At 70.3% G+C, this 17,499-nt stretch carries 12 protein-coding genes; 5 read left to right on the top strand and 7 right to left on the bottom strand.

Features of this window, described 5'->3' with window-relative positions; all coding sequences use genetic code 11:
- The first annotated feature begins 143 nt into the window (after positions 1 to 143).
- The 4 genes from QF034_RS31800 to QF034_RS31785 all read left to right on the top strand — a co-directional run bounded on the left by QF034_RS31800 (position 144) and on the right by QF034_RS31785 (position 7,012).
- Positions 144 to 2,513 carry a glycoside hydrolase family 2 protein gene (locus QF034_RS31800; RefSeq protein WP_307178135.1) on the top strand — a complete coding sequence of 790 codons (2,370 nt, stop codon included), beginning with the start codon at positions 144 to 146 and terminating at the stop codon, positions 2,511 to 2,513.
- The gene (locus QF034_RS31795) at positions 2,510 to 3,544 is read left to right on the top strand and encodes a LacI family DNA-binding transcriptional regulator (RefSeq protein WP_307178134.1); all 1,035 of its coding nucleotides are present in this window, start codon (positions 2,510 to 2,512) and stop codon (positions 3,542 to 3,544) included. The genes QF034_RS31800 and QF034_RS31795 overlap by 4 nt, the downstream gene beginning before the upstream one ends.
- 124 nt (positions 3,545 to 3,668) lie before the next feature.
- On the top strand, positions 3,669 to 4,886 hold the full coding sequence (locus QF034_RS31790; protein WP_059420673.1) for a thiolase family protein: 1,218 nt from the start codon (positions 3,669 to 3,671) through the stop codon (positions 4,884 to 4,886).
- Complete coding sequence (locus tag QF034_RS31785) at positions 4,883 to 7,012, top strand: 3-hydroxyacyl-CoA dehydrogenase NAD-binding domain-containing protein (protein ID WP_307178133.1); 2,130 nt, start codon at positions 4,883 to 4,885, stop codon at positions 7,010 to 7,012. Before QF034_RS31790 ends, QF034_RS31785 begins: the two co-directional genes overlap by 4 nt.
- A 102-nt stretch (positions 7,013 to 7,114) precedes the next feature.
- Here QF034_RS31785 and QF034_RS31780 read toward each other — a convergent pair whose 3' ends face one another.
- On the bottom strand, positions 7,115 to 8,131 hold the full coding sequence (locus QF034_RS31780; protein WP_307178132.1) for a PLL family lectin: 1,017 nt from the start codon (positions 8,129 to 8,131) through the stop codon (positions 7,115 to 7,117).
- A gap of 82 nt (positions 8,132 to 8,213) precedes the next feature.
- On the opposite strand from QF034_RS31780, the gene QF034_RS31775 reads away from it, so the two are divergent.
- The gene (locus tag QF034_RS31775) at positions 8,214 to 8,585 is read left to right on the top strand and encodes a PIN domain-containing protein (RefSeq protein ID WP_307178131.1); all 372 of its coding nucleotides are present in this window, start codon (positions 8,214 to 8,216) and stop codon (positions 8,583 to 8,585) included.
- Positions 8,586 to 8,818: 233 nt separating this feature from the next.
- Here the strand turns inward: QF034_RS31775 and QF034_RS31770 are convergent, their stop codons facing one another.
- From QF034_RS31770 to QF034_RS31745, 6 genes are all read right to left on the bottom strand, one after another.
- Positions 8,819 to 10,318, bottom strand: coding sequence for an amino acid permease (locus QF034_RS31770; RefSeq protein WP_307178130.1), 1,500 nt, complete (start codon positions 10,316 to 10,318; stop codon positions 8,819 to 8,821).
- A 147-nt stretch (positions 10,319 to 10,465) separates the two neighbouring features.
- Complete coding sequence (gene dxs / locus QF034_RS31765; protein ID WP_307178129.1) at positions 10,466 to 12,397, bottom strand: 1-deoxy-D-xylulose-5-phosphate synthase; 1,932 nt, start codon at positions 12,395 to 12,397, stop codon at positions 10,466 to 10,468.
- A gap of 189 nt (positions 12,398 to 12,586) precedes the next feature.
- On the bottom strand, positions 12,587 to 13,879 hold the full coding sequence (locus QF034_RS31760) for a sugar ABC transporter permease (RefSeq protein WP_307178128.1): 1,293 nt from the start codon (positions 13,877 to 13,879) through the stop codon (positions 12,587 to 12,589).
- On the bottom strand, positions 13,876 to 14,667 hold the full coding sequence (locus QF034_RS31755; protein ID WP_031134513.1) for an ATP-binding cassette domain-containing protein: 792 nt from the start codon (positions 14,665 to 14,667) through the stop codon (positions 13,876 to 13,878). The genes QF034_RS31760 and QF034_RS31755 overlap by 4 nt, the downstream gene beginning before the upstream one ends.
- A 203-nt stretch (positions 14,668 to 14,870) precedes the next feature.
- A complete protein-coding gene (locus tag QF034_RS31750) occupies positions 14,871 to 15,971 on the bottom strand; it encodes an ABC transporter substrate-binding protein (RefSeq protein WP_307180019.1) in 1,101 nt (366 codons plus the stop codon).
- Positions 15,972 to 16,104: 133 nt separating this feature from the next.
- Entirely contained in the window at positions 16,105 to 17,316 is a 1,212-nt protein-coding gene (locus tag QF034_RS31745) for an ROK family transcriptional regulator (RefSeq protein WP_307178127.1), read from the bottom strand.
- Positions 17,317 to 17,499 lie beyond the last annotated feature (183 nt).

Genomic DNA, 17,499 nt, shown 5'->3' with positions numbered 1-17,499 from the left:
GAGAGGAACTCGGGACGGAAGAGCACGTGCGGTATGGCTGGTTCGGCACTCTGACAGCGCTTTCTCAACCGGTAAAGTCCCATTCCCGCCAACGCTGCGAAACCTGTACACGACTCTTCACTGGACCGGTTAAGGGAGTGCGCATGCTTCAGGCCACACCGCTCGGCGACGGATGGATCCTGCGGCACGAGCCGGACCCGCTCCCGGCCTCCGTGCCGGGCTGCGTGCACACCGACCTGATGGCGGCCGGGGTGATCCCGGACCCGTTCCTCGGTCTGGGCGAGTCCGAGGTGGCGTGGGTGGGGCGCCGGGACTGGACCTACGAGCGCGAGCTCACGTGCGCGTCCGCGCAGGAGCAGACCGACCTGGTCTTCGACGGGCTCGACACCGTCGCCGAGATCTCCCTGGACGGGCGGCTGCTGGGCAAGGTGCGCAACATGCACCGCTCGTACCGGTTCGATGTGACGGGGCTGTCCGGGCGGCTTTCCGTGCGGTTCGTCTCCGCCTACGCCGAGGCCGAGGCCGTGCGGGGACGGCTGGGCGAGCGGCCCGCCGCCTACGCCGAGCCGTACCAGTACCTGCGCAAGATGGCCTGCTCCTTCGGCTGGGACTGGGGGCCGACCCTGGTGACGGCCGGGATCTGGCGGCCGGTGCGCCTGGAGCACTGGTCGACGGCCCGGATCGCCCGGGTGCGTCCGCTGGTCACCGTCGACGACGGGGTCGGCGTCGTCGAGTTGGCCGTCGACGTCGAGCGGACCCGGGTCGAGGCGCCGCTCACCCTGGAGGCCGAGGTGGGCGGGGTGCGGGCCCGGGCGGAGATCGACGGGGCGGGCGGGGTCGTACGGCTGCGGGTGCCGGACGTCCGGCTGTGGTGGCCGCGCGGCTACGGCGAACAGCCGCTCTACGACGTCGAGGTGCGGCTGCTGCACGGCGGGGACGCGCTGGACGTGTGGCGGCGGCGGATCGGCTTCAGGACCGTCGAGCTGGACCGGCGGCCCGACGCGCACGGCACCGGCTTCACCCTCGTCGTCAACAGCGAGCGGCTCTTCGCGCGGGGCGTCAACTGGATCCCCGACGACGTCTTCCCGTCCCGGATCACCCGCGAGCGGTACCGGGAGCGACTGGAGCAGGCGGCCGGGGCAGGCGTGGACCTCGTACGGGTCTGGGGCGGCGGCATCTACGAGAGCGAGGACTTCTACGACGCCTGCGACGAACTCGGGCTGCTGGTGTGGCAGGACTTCCCGTTCGCGTGCGCGGCCTACCCGGAGGAACAGCCGCTGCGCGGTGAGGTGGAGGCCGAGGCCCGGGAGAACGTCGTACGGCTGATGCCGCATCCGTCGCTGGTGTTGTGGAACGGCAACAACGAGAACCTGTGGGCCTTCCGGGACTGGGGCTGGGAGCCGCGGCTGGCCGGGGACTCCTGGGGCGAGGGGTATTACCTGGGTGTACTGCCGCGGGTGGTGGCCGAGTTGGATCCGACGCGGCCGTACACGGCGGGGAGTCCCTGGTCCGGGTCCTGGGACCGGCATCCGAACGATCCGGCGCACGGCACGCACCACTCCTGGGAGGTGTGGAACCGGGAGGACTACGCCGACTACCGGCTGAGCGTGCCCCGCTTCGTCGCCGAGTTCGGCTGGCAGGCGCCGCCCGCGTACGCCACGCTGCGGCGGGCGCTGCCCGGGGAGGAGCTCGCGCCGGACTCCCCCGGCATGCTGCACCACCAGAAGGCCGACGACGGCAACGGGAAGCTGGAGCGGGGGCTGGCCCGGCACTTCGCCGTGCCGAAGGGGGACTTCGACCGCTGGCACTACCTGACGCAGGTCAACCAGGCCCGCGCGGTCGCGGCCGGGATCGAGCACTGGCGCTCGCACTGGCCGGTGTGCGCGGGCACGGTCGTCTGGCAGCTCAACGACTGCTGGCCGGTGACGTCCTGGGCGGCGATCGACGGGGACGGGCGGGAGAAGCCGCTGTACCACGAGCTGCGGCGGCTGTACGCGGACCGGTTGCTGACGCTCCAGCCGCGGGACGGCGGGCTGGAGCTGGCCGTCGTCAACCAGGCGGCCGGGGACTGGACGCCGGCGCTGACCCTGCGGCGGATGTCCGTCGGGGGCGAGGTGCTGGGGCAGGCGGCCGTGGCGGTGACGGCCGGGGGGCGGACGGTGGCACGTGTCGATGTTCCGCGCGAGCTGACGCCGACCGGGCCCGAGGAGTTCCTGGTCTCGGACGGGGACGGGCTGCGGGCGGTGCACTTCCCGGTGCCAGACCGTGAGGTCCCCTACCCCAAGCCGGAGTTCGAGGTCGCGCTCGCCCCCGGCGGCATCACCGTCACCGCCCGCACCCTGGTCCGGGACCTGCTTCTCCAGGCCGACCGGCTGGATCCGCGGGCGCGGGCCGACCGGGGGCTGGTCACGCTGCTGCCGGGCGAAGAGGTGACCATCGGGGTGCGCGGCTGGGAGACCCCGGACGCGGAGCGTGCCCGTTCGGCCCTGTACTGCGTGGAGCCCACCCGATGACGGCGACTCCGGCTCCCCGCGTCACCATCAAGGACGTCGCCGCGCGCGCCGGCGTGTCCAAGGGGGCCGTGTCGCTCGCGTTCAACCACAAGCCCGGGCTGTCGGAGGCGACCCGGGACCGGATCTTCCGGGCGGCACGGGAGCTGGGCTGGGCACCGAACCTCACGGCGCGGACGCTGGCCGGTTCGCGCGTGGACGTGGTGGGGCTCGCGGTGTGCCGGCCGGCCCGGATGCTCGGGCTCGAACCCTGGTACATGGAGTTCGTCTCGGGCGTGGAGAGCGTCCTGGCCGAGCACTCCTGCTCCCTGCTGCTGAGACTCGTACGGAATCCGGACGAGGAGATCGGGGTCCAGGAGTCGTGGTGGCGGGGGCGGCAGATCGGCGGGTCGATCCTCGTCGACTTCCGGGCCGACGATCCCCGGGTCGGCCTGGTGGAGCGGCTCGGGCTGCCGGTGGTCGCGGTGGGGCATCCCTCGCTGACCGGCGGGCTCACCTCGGTGTGGACCGACGACGCGACGGCCGTGACGGAGGCGGTGCGGTATCTGGCGGCGCTGGGGCACCGGCGGATCGCCCGGGTGGGCGGGGCGGCGGCTCTCGGGCACACGGCCATCCGGACGGCGGCGTTCGACGAGGCGGCGGGGGCTCTGGCGCTGGCCGGGGCGTGGCAGGTGGCGACGGACTTCTCCGGGGACGCGGGGGCGCGGGCGACACGCTCCTTGCTGACGGCCGCGCCGCCGGACCGGCCGACGGCGATCGTGTACGACAACGACGTCATGGCGGTGGCGGGGTTGTCGGTGGCGGCGGAGATGGGGCTGCGGGTGCCGGAGGAGGTGTCGCTGCTGGCCTGGGACGACTCGCAGCTGTGCCGGCTGACGCATCCGACGCTGTCCGCGATGAGTCATGACGTGCATGGTTTTGGGGCGGAGGTGGCGCGGACGTTGTTCTCGGTGATCACGGGGGGTGAGGGCGGGTCGCATCCTGTGCCGACTCCTGTGCTGACGCCTCGGGGGTCCACTGCGCCGCCTCGGTGAGATGTGACGTTCGCCGCTCGCCATGTCAGGACTGTGCAGCTACGTTACTCATAAGTAGCATGGGACTGAGCGCGCGCTCAGCGCATCGCAGCAGTGCAGATCCGGACCCTGGAGGAGAGCCATCGTGCCTCGTACCGTCAGGGACGTCGTCTTCGTAGACGGCGTCCGCACCCCGTTCGGCAAGGCGGGCCCGAAGGGCATCTACCACGAGACCCGTGCCGACGACCTCGTCGTGAAGGCGATCCGGGAGCTGCTGCGCCGCAACCCCGGCCTCGACCCGAAGAAGATCGACGAGGTCGCCATCGCCGCGACCACCCAGATCGGCGACCAGGGCCTCACCATCGGCCGCACGGCCGGGATCCTCGCCGGCCTGCCGCAGTCCGTGCCGGGCTACTCGATCGACCGCATGTGCGCGGGCGCCCTGACGGCCGTGACCACGGTCGCCGGTTCCGTCGCCTTCGGTGCCTACGACGTCGCCATCGCCGGCGGTGTCGAGCACATGGGCCGCCACCCGATGGGCGAGGGCGTCGACCCGAACCCGCGGTTCGTCAGCGAGAAGCTGGTCGACGAGTCGGCCCTGTTCATGGGCATGACCGCGGAGAACCTGCACGACCGCTACCCGCAGATCACCAAGCTGCGCGCCGACGAGTACGCCGTGCGCTCCCAGGAGAAGGCCGCCAAGGCGTACGCCAACGGCAAGATCCAGGCCGACCTGGTGCCGGTCTCGGTCCGCCGCACCAACGCCGAGGCCGGTGAGACGGGCTGGGGCCTGGTCACCGCCGACGAGCCGATGCGCCCGGGCACGACCCTGGAGAACCTCCAGGGCCTCAAGACCCCGTTCCGCGTCCACGGCCGGGTCACCGCCGGTAACGCGGCCGGTCTGAACGACGGCGCCACCGCCTCGGTCATCGCCTCCGAGGAGTTCGCGCGGGAGAACGACCTCCCCGTGAAGATGCGCCTGGTCGCCTACTCCTTCGCGGGCGTCGAGCCGGAGGTCATGGGCTACGGCCCGATCCCGGCGACGGAGAAGGCGCTGGCCCAGGCGGGGCTGTCGATCTCCGACATCGGCCTGTTCGAGATCAACGAGGCCTTCGCCGTCCAGGTCCTGGCCTTCCTCGACCACTACGGCATCGCCGACGACGACGAGCGCGTCAACCAGTACGGCGGCGCCATCGCCTTCGGCCACCCGCTGGCCTCCTCCGGTGTCCGTCTGATGACGCAGCTGGCCCGCCAGTTCGAGGAGCAGCCGCACGTCCGCTACGGCCTGACGACCATGTGCGTCGGCTTCGGCATGGGCGCGACGGTCATCTGGGAGAACCCGCACTTCGAGGGGGACAAGTGAGCACCACCGCCGAGCTTCTGAAGCAGGCCTCCGACCTGTTCCCGGACGAGGTCGTCACGCAGGCGCACGTACGCCACTTCGACCTCCCCGCGGGTGCCGGGCGCTTCGCCCTGATCACCCTGGACAACGGCCTGGATCACACCAAGCCGACCACCTTCGGCCCGGCCTCGCTGGCGAACCTGAACGCCGCGATCGACCAGGTCGAGAAGGAGGCGGCGGACAGCGAGATCGTCGGCGTCGGCATCACCGGCAAGCCGTTCATCTTCGCGGTCGGCGCCGACCTCAAGGGCGTGGAGATCCTCAAGGAGTACGAGCACGCGCTCGCCATCGGCAAGGGCGGCCACGAGGTCTTCAAGCGGCTGTCCAAGCTGGCCGTGCCGACCTTCGCGTACTACAACGGCGCCGCGATGGGCGGCGGTGTCGAGGTCGGCCTGCACTGCACCTACCGGACCGTCTCCGCGGCCCTCCCGGCGTTCTCGCTCCCCGAGGTGTTCCTCGGCCTGGTCCCGGGCTGGGGCGGCTGCACGCTGCTGCCGAACCTGATCGGCGCCGACAAGGCCGTCTCGGTGATCATCGAGAACAGCCTCAACCAGAACAAGCAGCTCAAGGGCAAGCAGGTCTACGAGCTCGGGATCGCCGACGCGCTCTTCGAGGGCGCGGACTTCCTGGAGCAGTCGCTGATCTGGACCGCGTCCGTCCTCAAGGGCGAGATCGAGGTCGAGCGCCCGGTGATCGACCGCGGCGAGGGCTGGGACCAGGCCGTCGCCAAGGGCCGTTTCATCGCGGACTCCAAGGTGCACGGCGCGGCCCCGGCCGCCTACCGCGCCCTGGACATCATCGCCGCCGCCAAGAACGGCGACCTCCAGCAGGGCTACGACGCCGAGGACAAGGCGCTCGCCGACCTGATCATGGGCGGTGAACTGCGCTCCGGCATCTACGCCTTCAACCTGGTGCAGAAGCGCGGCAAGCGCCCGGCCGGTGCCCCGGACAAGAGCCTGGCCCGTCCGGTCACCAAGGTCGGTGTCGTCGGCGCCGGCCTGATGGCCAGCCAGCTCGCGCTGCTGTTCCTGCGCCGCCTGGAGGTGCCGGTCGTGCTGACCGACATCGACCAGGAGCGCGTCGACAAGGGTGTGGGCTACGTCCACGCCGAGATCGACAAGCTGCTCGGCAAGGGCCGGATCAACCAGGACAAGGCCAACCGCCTCAAGGCGCTGGTGACCGGTGTCCTGGACAAGGCCGAGGGCTTCGCGGACGCGGACTTCATCATCGAGGCCGTGTTCGAGGAGATGGGCGTCAAGCAGAAGGTGTTCGCGGAGGTCGAGGCGGTCGCCCCGGCGCACGCGATCCTGGCCACCAACACCTCCTCGCTGTCGGTGTCGGAGATGGCGTCGAAGCTGAAGCACCCCGAGCGGGTCGTCGGCTTCCACTTCTTCAACCCGGTCGCCGTGCTGCCGCTGCTGGAGATCGTCCGCGGCGAGCAGACCGACGAGGCCTCCCTGGCCACGGCGTTCGGCGTCGCCAAGAAGCTGAAGAAGACCGCGGTACTGGTGAAGGACGCCCCGGCGTTCGTCGTGAACCGCATCCTGACCCGCTTCATGGGCGAGATCCAGAACGTCATCGACGAGGGCACCCCGGTCGAGGTCGCCGAGAAGGCGGTCGAGCCGCTGGGCCTGCCGATGTCGCCGCTGGTCCTGCTGGAGCTGGTCGGCCCGGCGATCGGCCTGCACGTCTCCGAGACGCTCAACCGGGCGTTCCCGGACCGCTTCACGGTCTCCCCGAACCTCAAGGCGGTCGTCGAGGCGGGCAAGCGCGGCTTCTACGTCTACGACAGCGGCAAGCCGGAGCTGGACCCGGAGGTCGCCGCGCTGCTGAAGCAGGGCGACAGCGTCCTGACGGAGGAGCAGGTCCGCGAGCGGGTGCTCGACGCGGTGGCGCAGGAGATCGGGCTCATGCTCGACGAGGGCGTCGTCGCCGAGGCGCAGGACATCGACCTGTGCCTGATCACGGGCGCCGGCTGGCCGTTCCACCTGGGCGGCATCACGCCGTACCTGGACCGCGAGGGCGTCTCCGAGCGGGTCAACGGCAAGAGGTTCCTGGCGCAGGGCGTGGCGAGCGTCCCCGCGTAACGCGTAACCCCTGAGGGGGGTGGGGCGCCCGGTAACGATCCGGACGCCCCACCCCCTTCTGCATTCCGTCACAGCCCCGGCCGCGGCCACCCCAACGGCGTGTCAGATCTCCCGCCAGGCCTCCAGTGCGAGCCCCGGCTCGTCCTTGCGGCGGGTGAACAGCAGCTTCCCGGCCGACGGGGAGAGGGAGGCCGCGACGACCTCGTCGTGTTCGTCGAGCGCGAGCGACACGGTGGCGTCGGCGGGCAACTGGGGGCCGGACTCGGTCCACCAGGCCCCGGCGGACTCCTGCTCGGTCGGATAGGCGGCGAAGGCGACCCGGCCGCTCGACGACCGCTGGGCGAGCACGGTGCAGTCGTACCCCTCGATCTCACAGCGCACGGCGGACACGGGCCCCGGCCCGGCCGAGGCGATGAGCGTCACCGGCTTCTCCCCCGGGCGCCAGGCGCACAGGTCGCCGGAGATGTCCGTGAAGAAGAGGGTGGTGTGCTCGGCGGACGTGGCGATCGCGCGCAAGGTCCCCGGACGAGCGGGCACGTCCACCCCCTCCCCCCGCACCGGGGTCCGGCCGGGCTCCTCCTGCCGCCAGTGCAGAATCCCGCCGGCCGCACACGCGTACACCTCGACCAGCCCCGACTCCCCCGTGACGGCGGCCAACTCCCCCTCCACGTCGTGCCCCTCCAGGTCCTGCCAGGCCCCCCAGCCGCCCTTCTCCTTCTGGTTGCGCAGGCTCACCCCGCCGCCCTTGTTCCGGACGAAGACATGGCAGCGCCCCTGCGCGTCTACGGCGACGGCCGGCACGCCCGTCCGGTCGCCCTTCTTGTCGGGGTGCCCGATCGGGACCCAGTCCAGGGGCGCGAGCCGGGGCCGGAAGTGGGTGGAGTGCACCAGGCCCGACTCGCCCGGCACGGTGGGCCGCCAGGCGGCCAGATGGGCGTAGCCGTCGGCGCCCTGGCCGACCGCGACGCCCGGATGCAGCTTCTGGGTGCCACCGACGGTTCGGGGGGCCTCCCAGGAGCCGGCGGGGCCGCGTTCCGCACGGCACAGGACGGCGTCGCCGGAGGGCAGGTAGACGGTGAGGCGGCCGTCGCGGCCGCGGATGAGCCAGTCGCCGTTCACTTGTTCACCTTACGCGGGCGGGCCGAGTTGACGTCCCGCCCACCCCCCGCCTGGCCGAGACCCGCCGTGCGACCCTGACCACATGAACAGCAACGCTCCCCTGCTTGTCGTCGTGGACGCCGCGAATGTCGTCGGGTCGGTGCCGGACGGATGGTGGCGGGACCGGAAGGGGGCGGCGGAGCGGTTGCGGGACCGGTTGGCGTCGGACGGGGTTCCCGGAGTGGACGGGCCGGTGGAAGTCGTGCTCGTGGTGGAGGGGGCGGCGCGCGGGGTGGAGTCCGTGGCGGGGGTGCGGGTGGAGTCGGCGCCGGACAGTGGGGACGACCACATCGTGGAGGTGGTCGCGTCGGCCGGTGACCGTTCCGTCCTCGTGATCACGGCGGACCGGGAGCTGCGGAGGCGGGTCGGGGAGCTGGGGGCGGAGGTGACGGGGCCGCGGTCGGTACGGCCGTAGGGGCCGGTTGTCATTGCTGGGCCGGGGCCCCGCGGGAGCTGCCGGCGGCTGCCGGGCCGGGGCGCCGCCCAACCCGGCGCCGCGGGATGCCGCCAGCCGCTGCCCGGGTCGGGTGGGTGCGCAGCCCGGCGGAGCGGGATGCCGCTGCGCCCACCCGTGCCGCCCCAGCGGCACGACTGCCCGCAGCTCAGCGGCCCCCGACCCACGGGCCGGCCGCAGGTGAGACGCAGAAGCTACAGCGTCTTCTCCGCCGACGTCGTCTCTCCCCTCCCGAGGCGGCTGTGGGAGCGGCCGTAGAGGAAGTACACGAAGAACCCGGCGACCATCCAGATGGCGAACCGCACCCACGTCTCGGCCGGCAGGTTGATCATCAGCCACAGTGAGGCGCACACCGACAGGATCGGGATGACCGGCACCCACGGCGTGCGGAACGCCCGGTGCAGGTCGGGCCGCGTCCTGCGGAGGACGAGCACACCGACGGCGACCACGACGAAGGCGAACAGCGTGCCGATGTTCACCAGCGCGGCGAGCTCCGTCAGCGGGGTGAAGCCGGCCAGGATCGCGATGATCACGCCGAGCAGGATGGTCGGCCGGTGCGGGGTCCGGAACCGCGGGTGGACGTGCGAGAAGAACCGCGGCAGCAGCCCGTCACGGCTCATCGCGAAGAACACCCGGGTCTGGCCGAGGAGAAGGATCATGCAGACCGTCGTCAGGCCGACCGCCGCGCCGAAACTGATGAAACCCGCGTACCAGGGATGCCCCGTGGCCTTGAACGCGTCGGCGAGCGGCGCGTCCACGGACAGCCGGGTGTAGTGCTGCATGCCGGTGACGACGATCGACACGAGAACGTACAGCGTGGTGCAGATCAGCAGGGAGCCGAGAATGCCGCGCGGCATGTCGCGCTGCGGATTGCGGGTCTCCTCCGCCGCCGTCGCCACGATGTCGAAGCCGATGAAGGCGAAGAACACGACGGAGGCGGCGGTGAAGATGCCCATCACGCCGAAGTTGGAGGGCGCCCAGCCGAACATGAGCTGGATCAGTGGGGAGTCGAGACTGGACCCGGCCTCCACCGCCTTCTGCTTCGGGATGAACGGGTCGTAGTTGTCCCCCTTGATGAGGAACGCGCCCGCGATGATCACGACCAGGACGACCGTCACCTTGATGGCGACGACGAGCGACGTGATCCGCGCCGACAGCTTCATGCCGAGCACGAGGATGCCGGTGAGGACGAGCACGAGCGCGGCGGCGAGGATGTCGAAGCCGAAGACGTCGGCACCGTCTCTGCTGCCCAGGGCCGCGGGCATCTCCCAGCCCGCGTTGCTCATGAGCGACTGGATGTAGCCCGACCAGCCGACGGCCACCACCGCCGTACCGAGCGCGAACTCCAGGACCAGGTCCCAGCCGATGATCCAGGCGGGCAGCTCACCGAGGGAGGCGTACGCGAACGTGTAGGCAGACCCGGCGACCGGGACCGTCGACGCGAACTCGGCGTAACAGAGCGCGGCCAGGGCGCAGGCGACGCCGGCCGCGACGAACGCCAGGGCCGTCGCGGGCCCGGCGTTGTTCTTGGCGACTGTTCCGGTGAGGACGAAGATGCCGGTGCCGATGATCACGCCGACGCCGAAGACCGTCAGATCCAGCGCGGACAAGGACTTCTTGAGTGCGTGCTCTGGCTCCTCGGTGTCGAGGATGGACTGCTCGACCTTCTTCGTCCGGAAGAGGGTGCTGCTCACGGGGTACCTCCCACGCTTGTCGTCCTCGACATGATCGAGAGGGGGCACCATCCGTATGCCCCGGCAGCGATGGATTCACGCCAATGGGCCGGTTCCACCACCCGTGACAGTGGTGGAACCGGCCCATTCAGCGGTACCGGGGCGGTGTCAGTCGCGCGCGGGCTCCACGGAGTCGACGGCGTCGGCCGCGGAGCGCTCGTACCTACCGTCCAGCCTGGCGACCAGCCCGGTCACCTGGCGGGCGATGTCCGGCGCGGTGAGGCCGATCTCGGCCATGACCTCGGCGCGCGAGGCATGGTCGAGGAAGCGCGGCGGAATGCCGAAGTCGCGCAGCGGCACGTCGACGCCCGCGTCACGCAGCGCCTGCGCGATCGCCGACCCCACACCGCCGACCCGGCTGTTGTCCTCGACGGTGACGACCACGCGGTGCTGCTCGGCGAGCGGGGCCATGGCCTCGTCGACGGGTTTGACCCAGCGCGGGTCGACGACGGTGGTGGAGATGCCCTGCCGGTCGAGCAGACCGGCGATCTCCAGGCACATCGGCGCCAGGGCACCGACGGAGACCAGCAGCACATCGGGCCGGTCGGTGCCGGGCTCGCGCAGCACGTCCATGCCGCCGACCCGCCCCACGGCGGGAACGGCGGGGCCGACCGCGCCCTTGGAGAAGCGGACCACGGTCGGCGCGTCGTCGACGGCGACGGCCTCCCGCAACTGCGCGCGGACCTGGTCGGCGTCACGCGGCGCGGCCAGCCGCAGCCCCGGCACGACCTGGAGGATCGACATGTCCCACATGCCGTTGTGGGACGCCCCGTCGGTGCCGGTGACTCCGGCCCGGTCCAGGACGAAGGTCACCCCGCACTTGTGCAGGGCCACGTCCATCAGCACCTGGTCGAAGGCGCGGTTGAGGAAGGTGGCGTACACCGCGAACACCGGGTGCACCCCGCCCGTCGCCAGGCCCGCGGCCGACACCGCGCCGTGCTGCTCGGCGATGCCGACGTCGTAGACCCGCTTCGGGAAGCGCTTGGCGAACTTCTCCAGGCCCACCGGCTGGAGCATGGCGGCGGTGATGGCGACGATGTCCTCGCGCTCCTCACCCAGCTTGACCATCTCCTCGCCGAACACCGACGTCCAGTCGGCGCCCGAGGAGGCGATCGGCAGGCCCGTGTCGGGGTGGATCTTGCCGACCGCGTGGAAGCGGTCGGCCTCGTCCTGGAGGGCGGGCTGGTAGCCGCGGCCCTTCTCGGTGAGGCAGTGCACGATGACGGGCCCGCCGAACCGCTTGGCCCGCGCGAGGGCGGACTCCAGGGCCTCCAGGTCGTGCCCGTCGATCGGGCCGACGTACTTCAGGCCGAGGTCCTCGAACATGCCCTGCGGGGCGATGAAGTCCTTCAGGCCCTTCTTGGCGCCGTGCAGGGTGTCGTAGAGCGGCCGGCCGACGACGGGGGTGCGCTCCAGGACCTCCTTGGTGCGGGCGAGGAACCGCTCGTAGCCGTCCGTCGTCCGCAGCGTCGCAAGGTGGTTGGCGAGGCCGCCGATGGTCGGCGCGTAGGACCGCTCGTTGTCGTTGACGACGATGACGAGGGGCCGGTCCTTGGCGTCGGCGATGTTGTTCAGCGCCTCCCAGGCCATGCCGCCGGTCAGCGCCCCGTCACCGATCACGGCGACGACGTGGCTGTCGCGTTCGAGAAGCTCGTTGGCCTTGGCGATGCCGTCGGCCCATCCGAGGACGGTCGAGGCGTGCGAGTTCTCGATGATGTCGTGCTCGGACTCGGCCTGCGAGGGGTAGCCGGACAGGCCGCCCTTCATCTTCAGCTTCGAGAAGTCCTGACGGCCCGTGAGCAGCTTGTGCACGTAGGACTGGTGGCCGGTGTCCCAGAGCACCTTGTCCTTGGGTGATTCGAAGACCCGGTGCAGGGCGATGGTGAGCTCCACCACGCCGAGGTTGGGGCCGAGGTGACCGCCGGTCTTGGAGACCGCTTCGACAAGGAAGGTCCGGATCTCCTCCGCCAACTGGTTCAGCTCTTCCAGGCTGAGCCGGTCCAGATCGCGCGGTCCCCTGATTCGGGTCAGCAGCGGCACCCGTGCCTCCTTGCAGTAGAGCTGTTCGAGCTGTTGCCGGGCGTGTCGAGTCTAATGTTCCGCCCCTGAGGACTGCGCCGAGGCCGTGCGTCGTACGTCACGCATTCGGCTGTACCCAACTTGTGCCCCAGCTACGACACAACTGTGCCCGGCGCCTCACGGTGCCGGGCACAGCGGTGGTCTTCGGCGCTACGCGCGCCCCGCGGTCTTCTGCGTCTTACGAGTAACGGCGTCGATCACCACCGTGGCCAACAGCACACCACCCGTGATCATGTACTGCACCGGAGAGGCGATGCCCTCCAGGGCGAGCCCGTACTGGATCGACACGATCACCAGCACGCCGAGCAGCGCGTTCCACGTCCGTCCACGGCCGCCGAACAGCGACGTACCGCCGATCACCGCGGCGGCGATCGCGTTCATCAGCAGGTCACCGCCACCGGCACCCTGGTTCGCCGCGGCGATCTTCGACGCGATGAACAGACCGCCGACCGCCGCGAACGTGCCGGAGATCGCGAACACCGAGATCCGGACCATCTCCACGTTGATACCGGCACGGCGGGACGCCTCGACACTGCCGCCGAGCGCGAACACCTTCCGCCCGTACGCCGTGCGCCGCAGCACGAAGTCCGTGACCAGCAGCACCACGATGAAGATCACCACGGCCAGCGGCAGGCCCTTGTACTGGTTGAAGACGGTGGCGACGGCGAACGCGACGATCGCCAGCAGCACCGTCCGCACGATGGTCTCGCTCAGCGGCCGCGACGGCACCCCGGCGGCCTCCCGGCGGCGGTTGCCGAGGAAGGAGCTGAGGAAGAACCCGGCGGTCACCACGGCGGCCAGGCCGTACGCGGCGGCCACGTCCGAGAAGTAGTAGCTGGTCAGCTGGGCCACGACCCCGTCCGGGTCGAGGTTGATCGTGCCGTTGTCGCCCAGGATCTGGAGCATGAAGCCGTTCCAGAACAGCAGACCGGCCAGGGTGACGGCGAACGCCGGGACACCGATCTTCGCGAAGAAGAAGCCGTGCAGCGTGCCGGCGACCATGCCGGTGACGATGGCCAGCACGAAGGCGAGCCACTCGTTCATGCCGTTGGTGACGTTCAGCACGGCGAAGCTCGCACCCGCCACACCGCTGACCGAGCCGACCGACAGGTCGATCTCGCCCAGCAGCAGCACGAACACGATGCCGACGGCGATCATGCCCGTGCCGACCATGGCGACGGACATGTCGGACAGGTTGCCCGCGGTGAGGAAGTTGGAGTTCAGGCTCTGGAAGATGATCCAGATGATGGCCAGGCCGATGACGACCGGGATGGATCCCAGGTCACCCGACTTCATCTTCCGCTTGAACTCGGTGACGTAGCCGCCGAAACCCTGCTCGCGCACCAGCAGCCGGGGGTCGACGACCGTGACGGCGGCCTTGGCCGCCTCGGGGTTCTCCACGACGTGGTCGTCAGGAGCCGCGGAGGTCTTGTCGATGCTCACTTGGAAACCTCCCCGTTCGTGCGCGCCGCACGGCGGGTCACGGCGTTGTCGGTGGCGCCGGTGATGGCGGAGATGATCTCTTCCTGCGAGGTCGACTTGACCTCGAAGACGCCGTTGTTGCGCCCGAGGCGCAGGACGGCGACCTTGTCCGCGACGGCCTTCACATCGGCCATGTTGTGGCTGATGAGGATCACGGCGTGGCCGCGCTCGCGCAGCCGCTCGACCAGGTCGAGGACCTGCGCGGTCTGCTCGACGCCGAGGGCGGCGGTGGGCTCGTCGAGGATGACCAGCTTCGGCTCGCCGAGCATGGACCGGGCGATGGCCACGGTCTGGCGCTGGCCGCCGGAGAGCGAGGCGATCGGGATGCGCACGCTCGGGATGCGGATCGACAGCGTGTCGAGGAGCTCGCGGGAGCGGCGCTCCATCTCCACCTCGTCCAGGATGCCGCGCTTGCGGATCTCCCGGCCCAGATAGAGGTTGCCGACGACGTCGATGTTGTCGCACAGCGCGAGGTCCTGGTAGACGGTCGCGATGCCCAGGTTCTGGGCGTCGTGCGGCTTGTTGATCTGGACGGACCTGCCGTCCCATTCGATGACGCCCTCATCGATGGGGTGCACGCCGGCGATCGTCTTGACCAGCGTGGACTTTCCGGCGCCGTTGTCGCCGACCAGGGCGACCACTTCACCGGCGTGGACCTCAAGCTCTACGTCGGTGAGCGCCTGTACGGCACCGAACCGCTTGGAGACCCCGCGCAACGCCAGCACGGGCGTAGCGGACACGTGAACCATCTCCTTCGCCGCCTGACCCGGCGGGAGGTTGTGCAGAAGTGTGGGAGGAGTGATCACTCCGGCGCCCCGCGGAGCTTGCGGGGCTGATGTGGCGGGGCGCCGGAGGAACTCGGGGCAGCCTGATCCCGTACGCGAGTCACGGGAGGTACGGGAGTCCGGACGCGGACTCCCGTATCCCTCTCGCAGGGGGACCTGACGGCTGCTTACTGGAGACCGATCTTGTCGCAGGCGGCCTTGTACTTGCCGGTGCAGATCTCGCTCACGGTGTAGATGCCGTCCTTGATGACGGTGTCGTTGATGTTGTCCTTGGTCAGCGAGACGACGGGGACCAGGACGGAGGGGATGGCCTTGGTGGTCGGGCTGTCGACCTTGTCCTTGGCGATCGAGTCGAGCGACTTGCCCTGGGCGAGGGCGACGGCCATCTCGGCCGCGACGTCCGCCTCCTTGGGGTAGGGCTTGTAGACGCTCATGTACTGCTCACCGGTGACGATGCGCTGCACGCCGGAGAGTTCGGCGTCCTGGCCGGTGACCGGGATGTCGGCGATGCCGGCGGCCTTCAGGGCGGTGATGATGCCGCCCGCCATGCCGTCGTTGGCGGAGTAGACGCCGACGATCTTGTCCTTGCCGAGGGCGGAGATGGCGCCCTCCATGTTGGCGTTGGCGTTCTCCGGCTTCCACTCCTTGGTGTCGTACTCGCGGCCGACCTTCACCTTGCCGTCGAGGACGGAGTGCGCGCCCTGCTTGAACTGGGCGGCGTTGGGGTCGGTGGACGACCCGTTCATCATGACGATCTGACCGTCCTTGGCCTTGGAGCCCAGGGCCTTCAGCAGGGCATCGCCCTGGGTCTTGCCGACGGTGACGTTGTCGAACGAGGTGTAGGCGTCGATCGGGCCCTCGGCCAGACGGTCGTAGGCGACGACGGGGATGTTCGCGTCCTTGGCCTTCTTCACCGAGCCGGCGATGGCCTTGGAGTCCACCGCGTCCACGATCAGCACGTCGACCTTGTTGGTCACCATCGTGTCGACCTGCTGGTTCTGCGTGCTGGCGTCCTGCTTGGCGTTGGCGTAGACGACCTCGCCCTTGCCGCCGGTGAGCTCCTTGACCTTCTTCTCGATGAGCGGCCGGTCGAACTTCTCGTAGCGCGCGGTCGCGTTCTCCGGAAGGAGCAGACCGACCTTGATGTCGTCGCCCTTCTTGGCGGACCCCGTGGAGTCGGCGTTGTCGCCGGACTCCTTGGCGCTGCCACAGGCAGCAAGCGAAACGGCCATCGCACCGGCGGCAATCGCAACAGCGGCGCGACGCATACGCGTGTTCACTTCAGAAACCTCCCTGACGAGGCCGCGACATTGCGGCCGAGGTGGCTGGAAGTCAACTCGGCCACACGTACGACGTCAAGAAGTAAATCCTTAACGAGATGGCAACGGTGCCATCCGTTCTCTAAGTGAAGGCAGGGGTCGCCGCCTGCAGCGCCCCGACGGCGGTCCCGTCCAAAAGGGTTGAATCGCCCATCTCACTGAGGGCCAGCGCGAGCGCACCGAGCACCTCCGCACGGCCGCCGAGTGCCCCGGGGAGAACGGACAGCTGGCGTGCCGCGCTGGGGATGGCGTAGCGGCCCACGGACTCCCGGATCGGCCCGAGCACCAGCTCACCGGCCTCGGCGAGATCACCGCCGAGGACCACACGGCTCGGGTTCAGCAGGTTGCAGAGATTGGCGACTCCACTGCCGATGTGGCGGCCGACGTCGGCGATCACCCGACGGCAGCCCGGGTCTCCGTCCCGCGCGAGCCGTACGACGCCTTCCATCGTCAGGTCGGTGCCGTGGCTGGACTGGAGGAGCGGGAGCACGTAGCGCGCGGCCGCGAAGGTCTCCAGGCAGCCGCGGTTTCCGCAGCGGCAGACGGGGCCGGATTCATCGAGTGTAATATGTCCGATTTCTCCTGCGGTACCACCCGGGCCGCGGTAGATCTTGCCGTTGATCACCAGGCCCGCGCCGACACCGCTGGCGACCTTGATGTACGCCAGGTCGCGCACGCCGCGGCCGCTGCCCCAGACCATCTCGCCGAGGGCGCCGAGGTTGGCGTCGTTGTCCACGTGGACGGGTACGCCGAGGCGCTCCCGCAGCTCCTCGGCGGGCTTGGTGCCGGTCCAGCCGGGCAGGATGGCGGTCGAGCCGAGGGTGCCGGACTCGACGTCGATGGGGCCGGGCACGCCGAGGCCGACGCCGGCGATCTTGGAACGGTCGACGCCGGTGGCTTCGATCAGGCGGGTGACCAGCTGTTCCGCCCGGTCGAAGCCCTGGGTCGACGAGGCGTCGACGTCGAGGGGCTCGGACTCCTCGGCGAGCACCTGGTGGGCGAGGTTCCCGATCGCGACGCGCAGGTGGGTGTGGCCGAAGTCGACCCCTATGACGATGCCGGCGTCCCCGCTGAGCGACACGCTGCGGGCCCTGCGGCCGCCCGCCGAGGTGGGTGTGACCTCGACGGTGCCGCCTTCCTTCAACTCCCGGACGATGTTGGACACCGTCGCGGCGGACAGGCCCGTCGTCCGCGCGATCTCGGCCTGGGTGAGGGAGCCCGCCAGGCGCACGGCTCGTACGACCCGCTCCAGGTTGGCTCGGTGCAGCGACGACTGCGACCCCGGAGTCTCCACGACGACCTCCTGCGCGCGGGGCCGCTTCGATGAGACCCCGTCCATGTCCAACTAGTGAACTCTAAGCTGAGCCGTTCGGGTTGCCTCCCGTCAAGAGGTTGAGCCGATTCCTCCATGTGTGCGTGTGGTCGCGGAGGGCTACGTGTGCCTGCGGCGGCCTGTGGCTGCTTCGGTGGGGGTGCA

Source organism: Streptomyces africanus, assembly GCF_030816955.1.
GTDB lineage: Bacteria > Actinomycetota > Actinomycetes > Streptomycetales > Streptomycetaceae > Streptomyces > Streptomyces africanus.
This window is presented reverse-complemented; position numbering and strand designations above follow the sequence as displayed.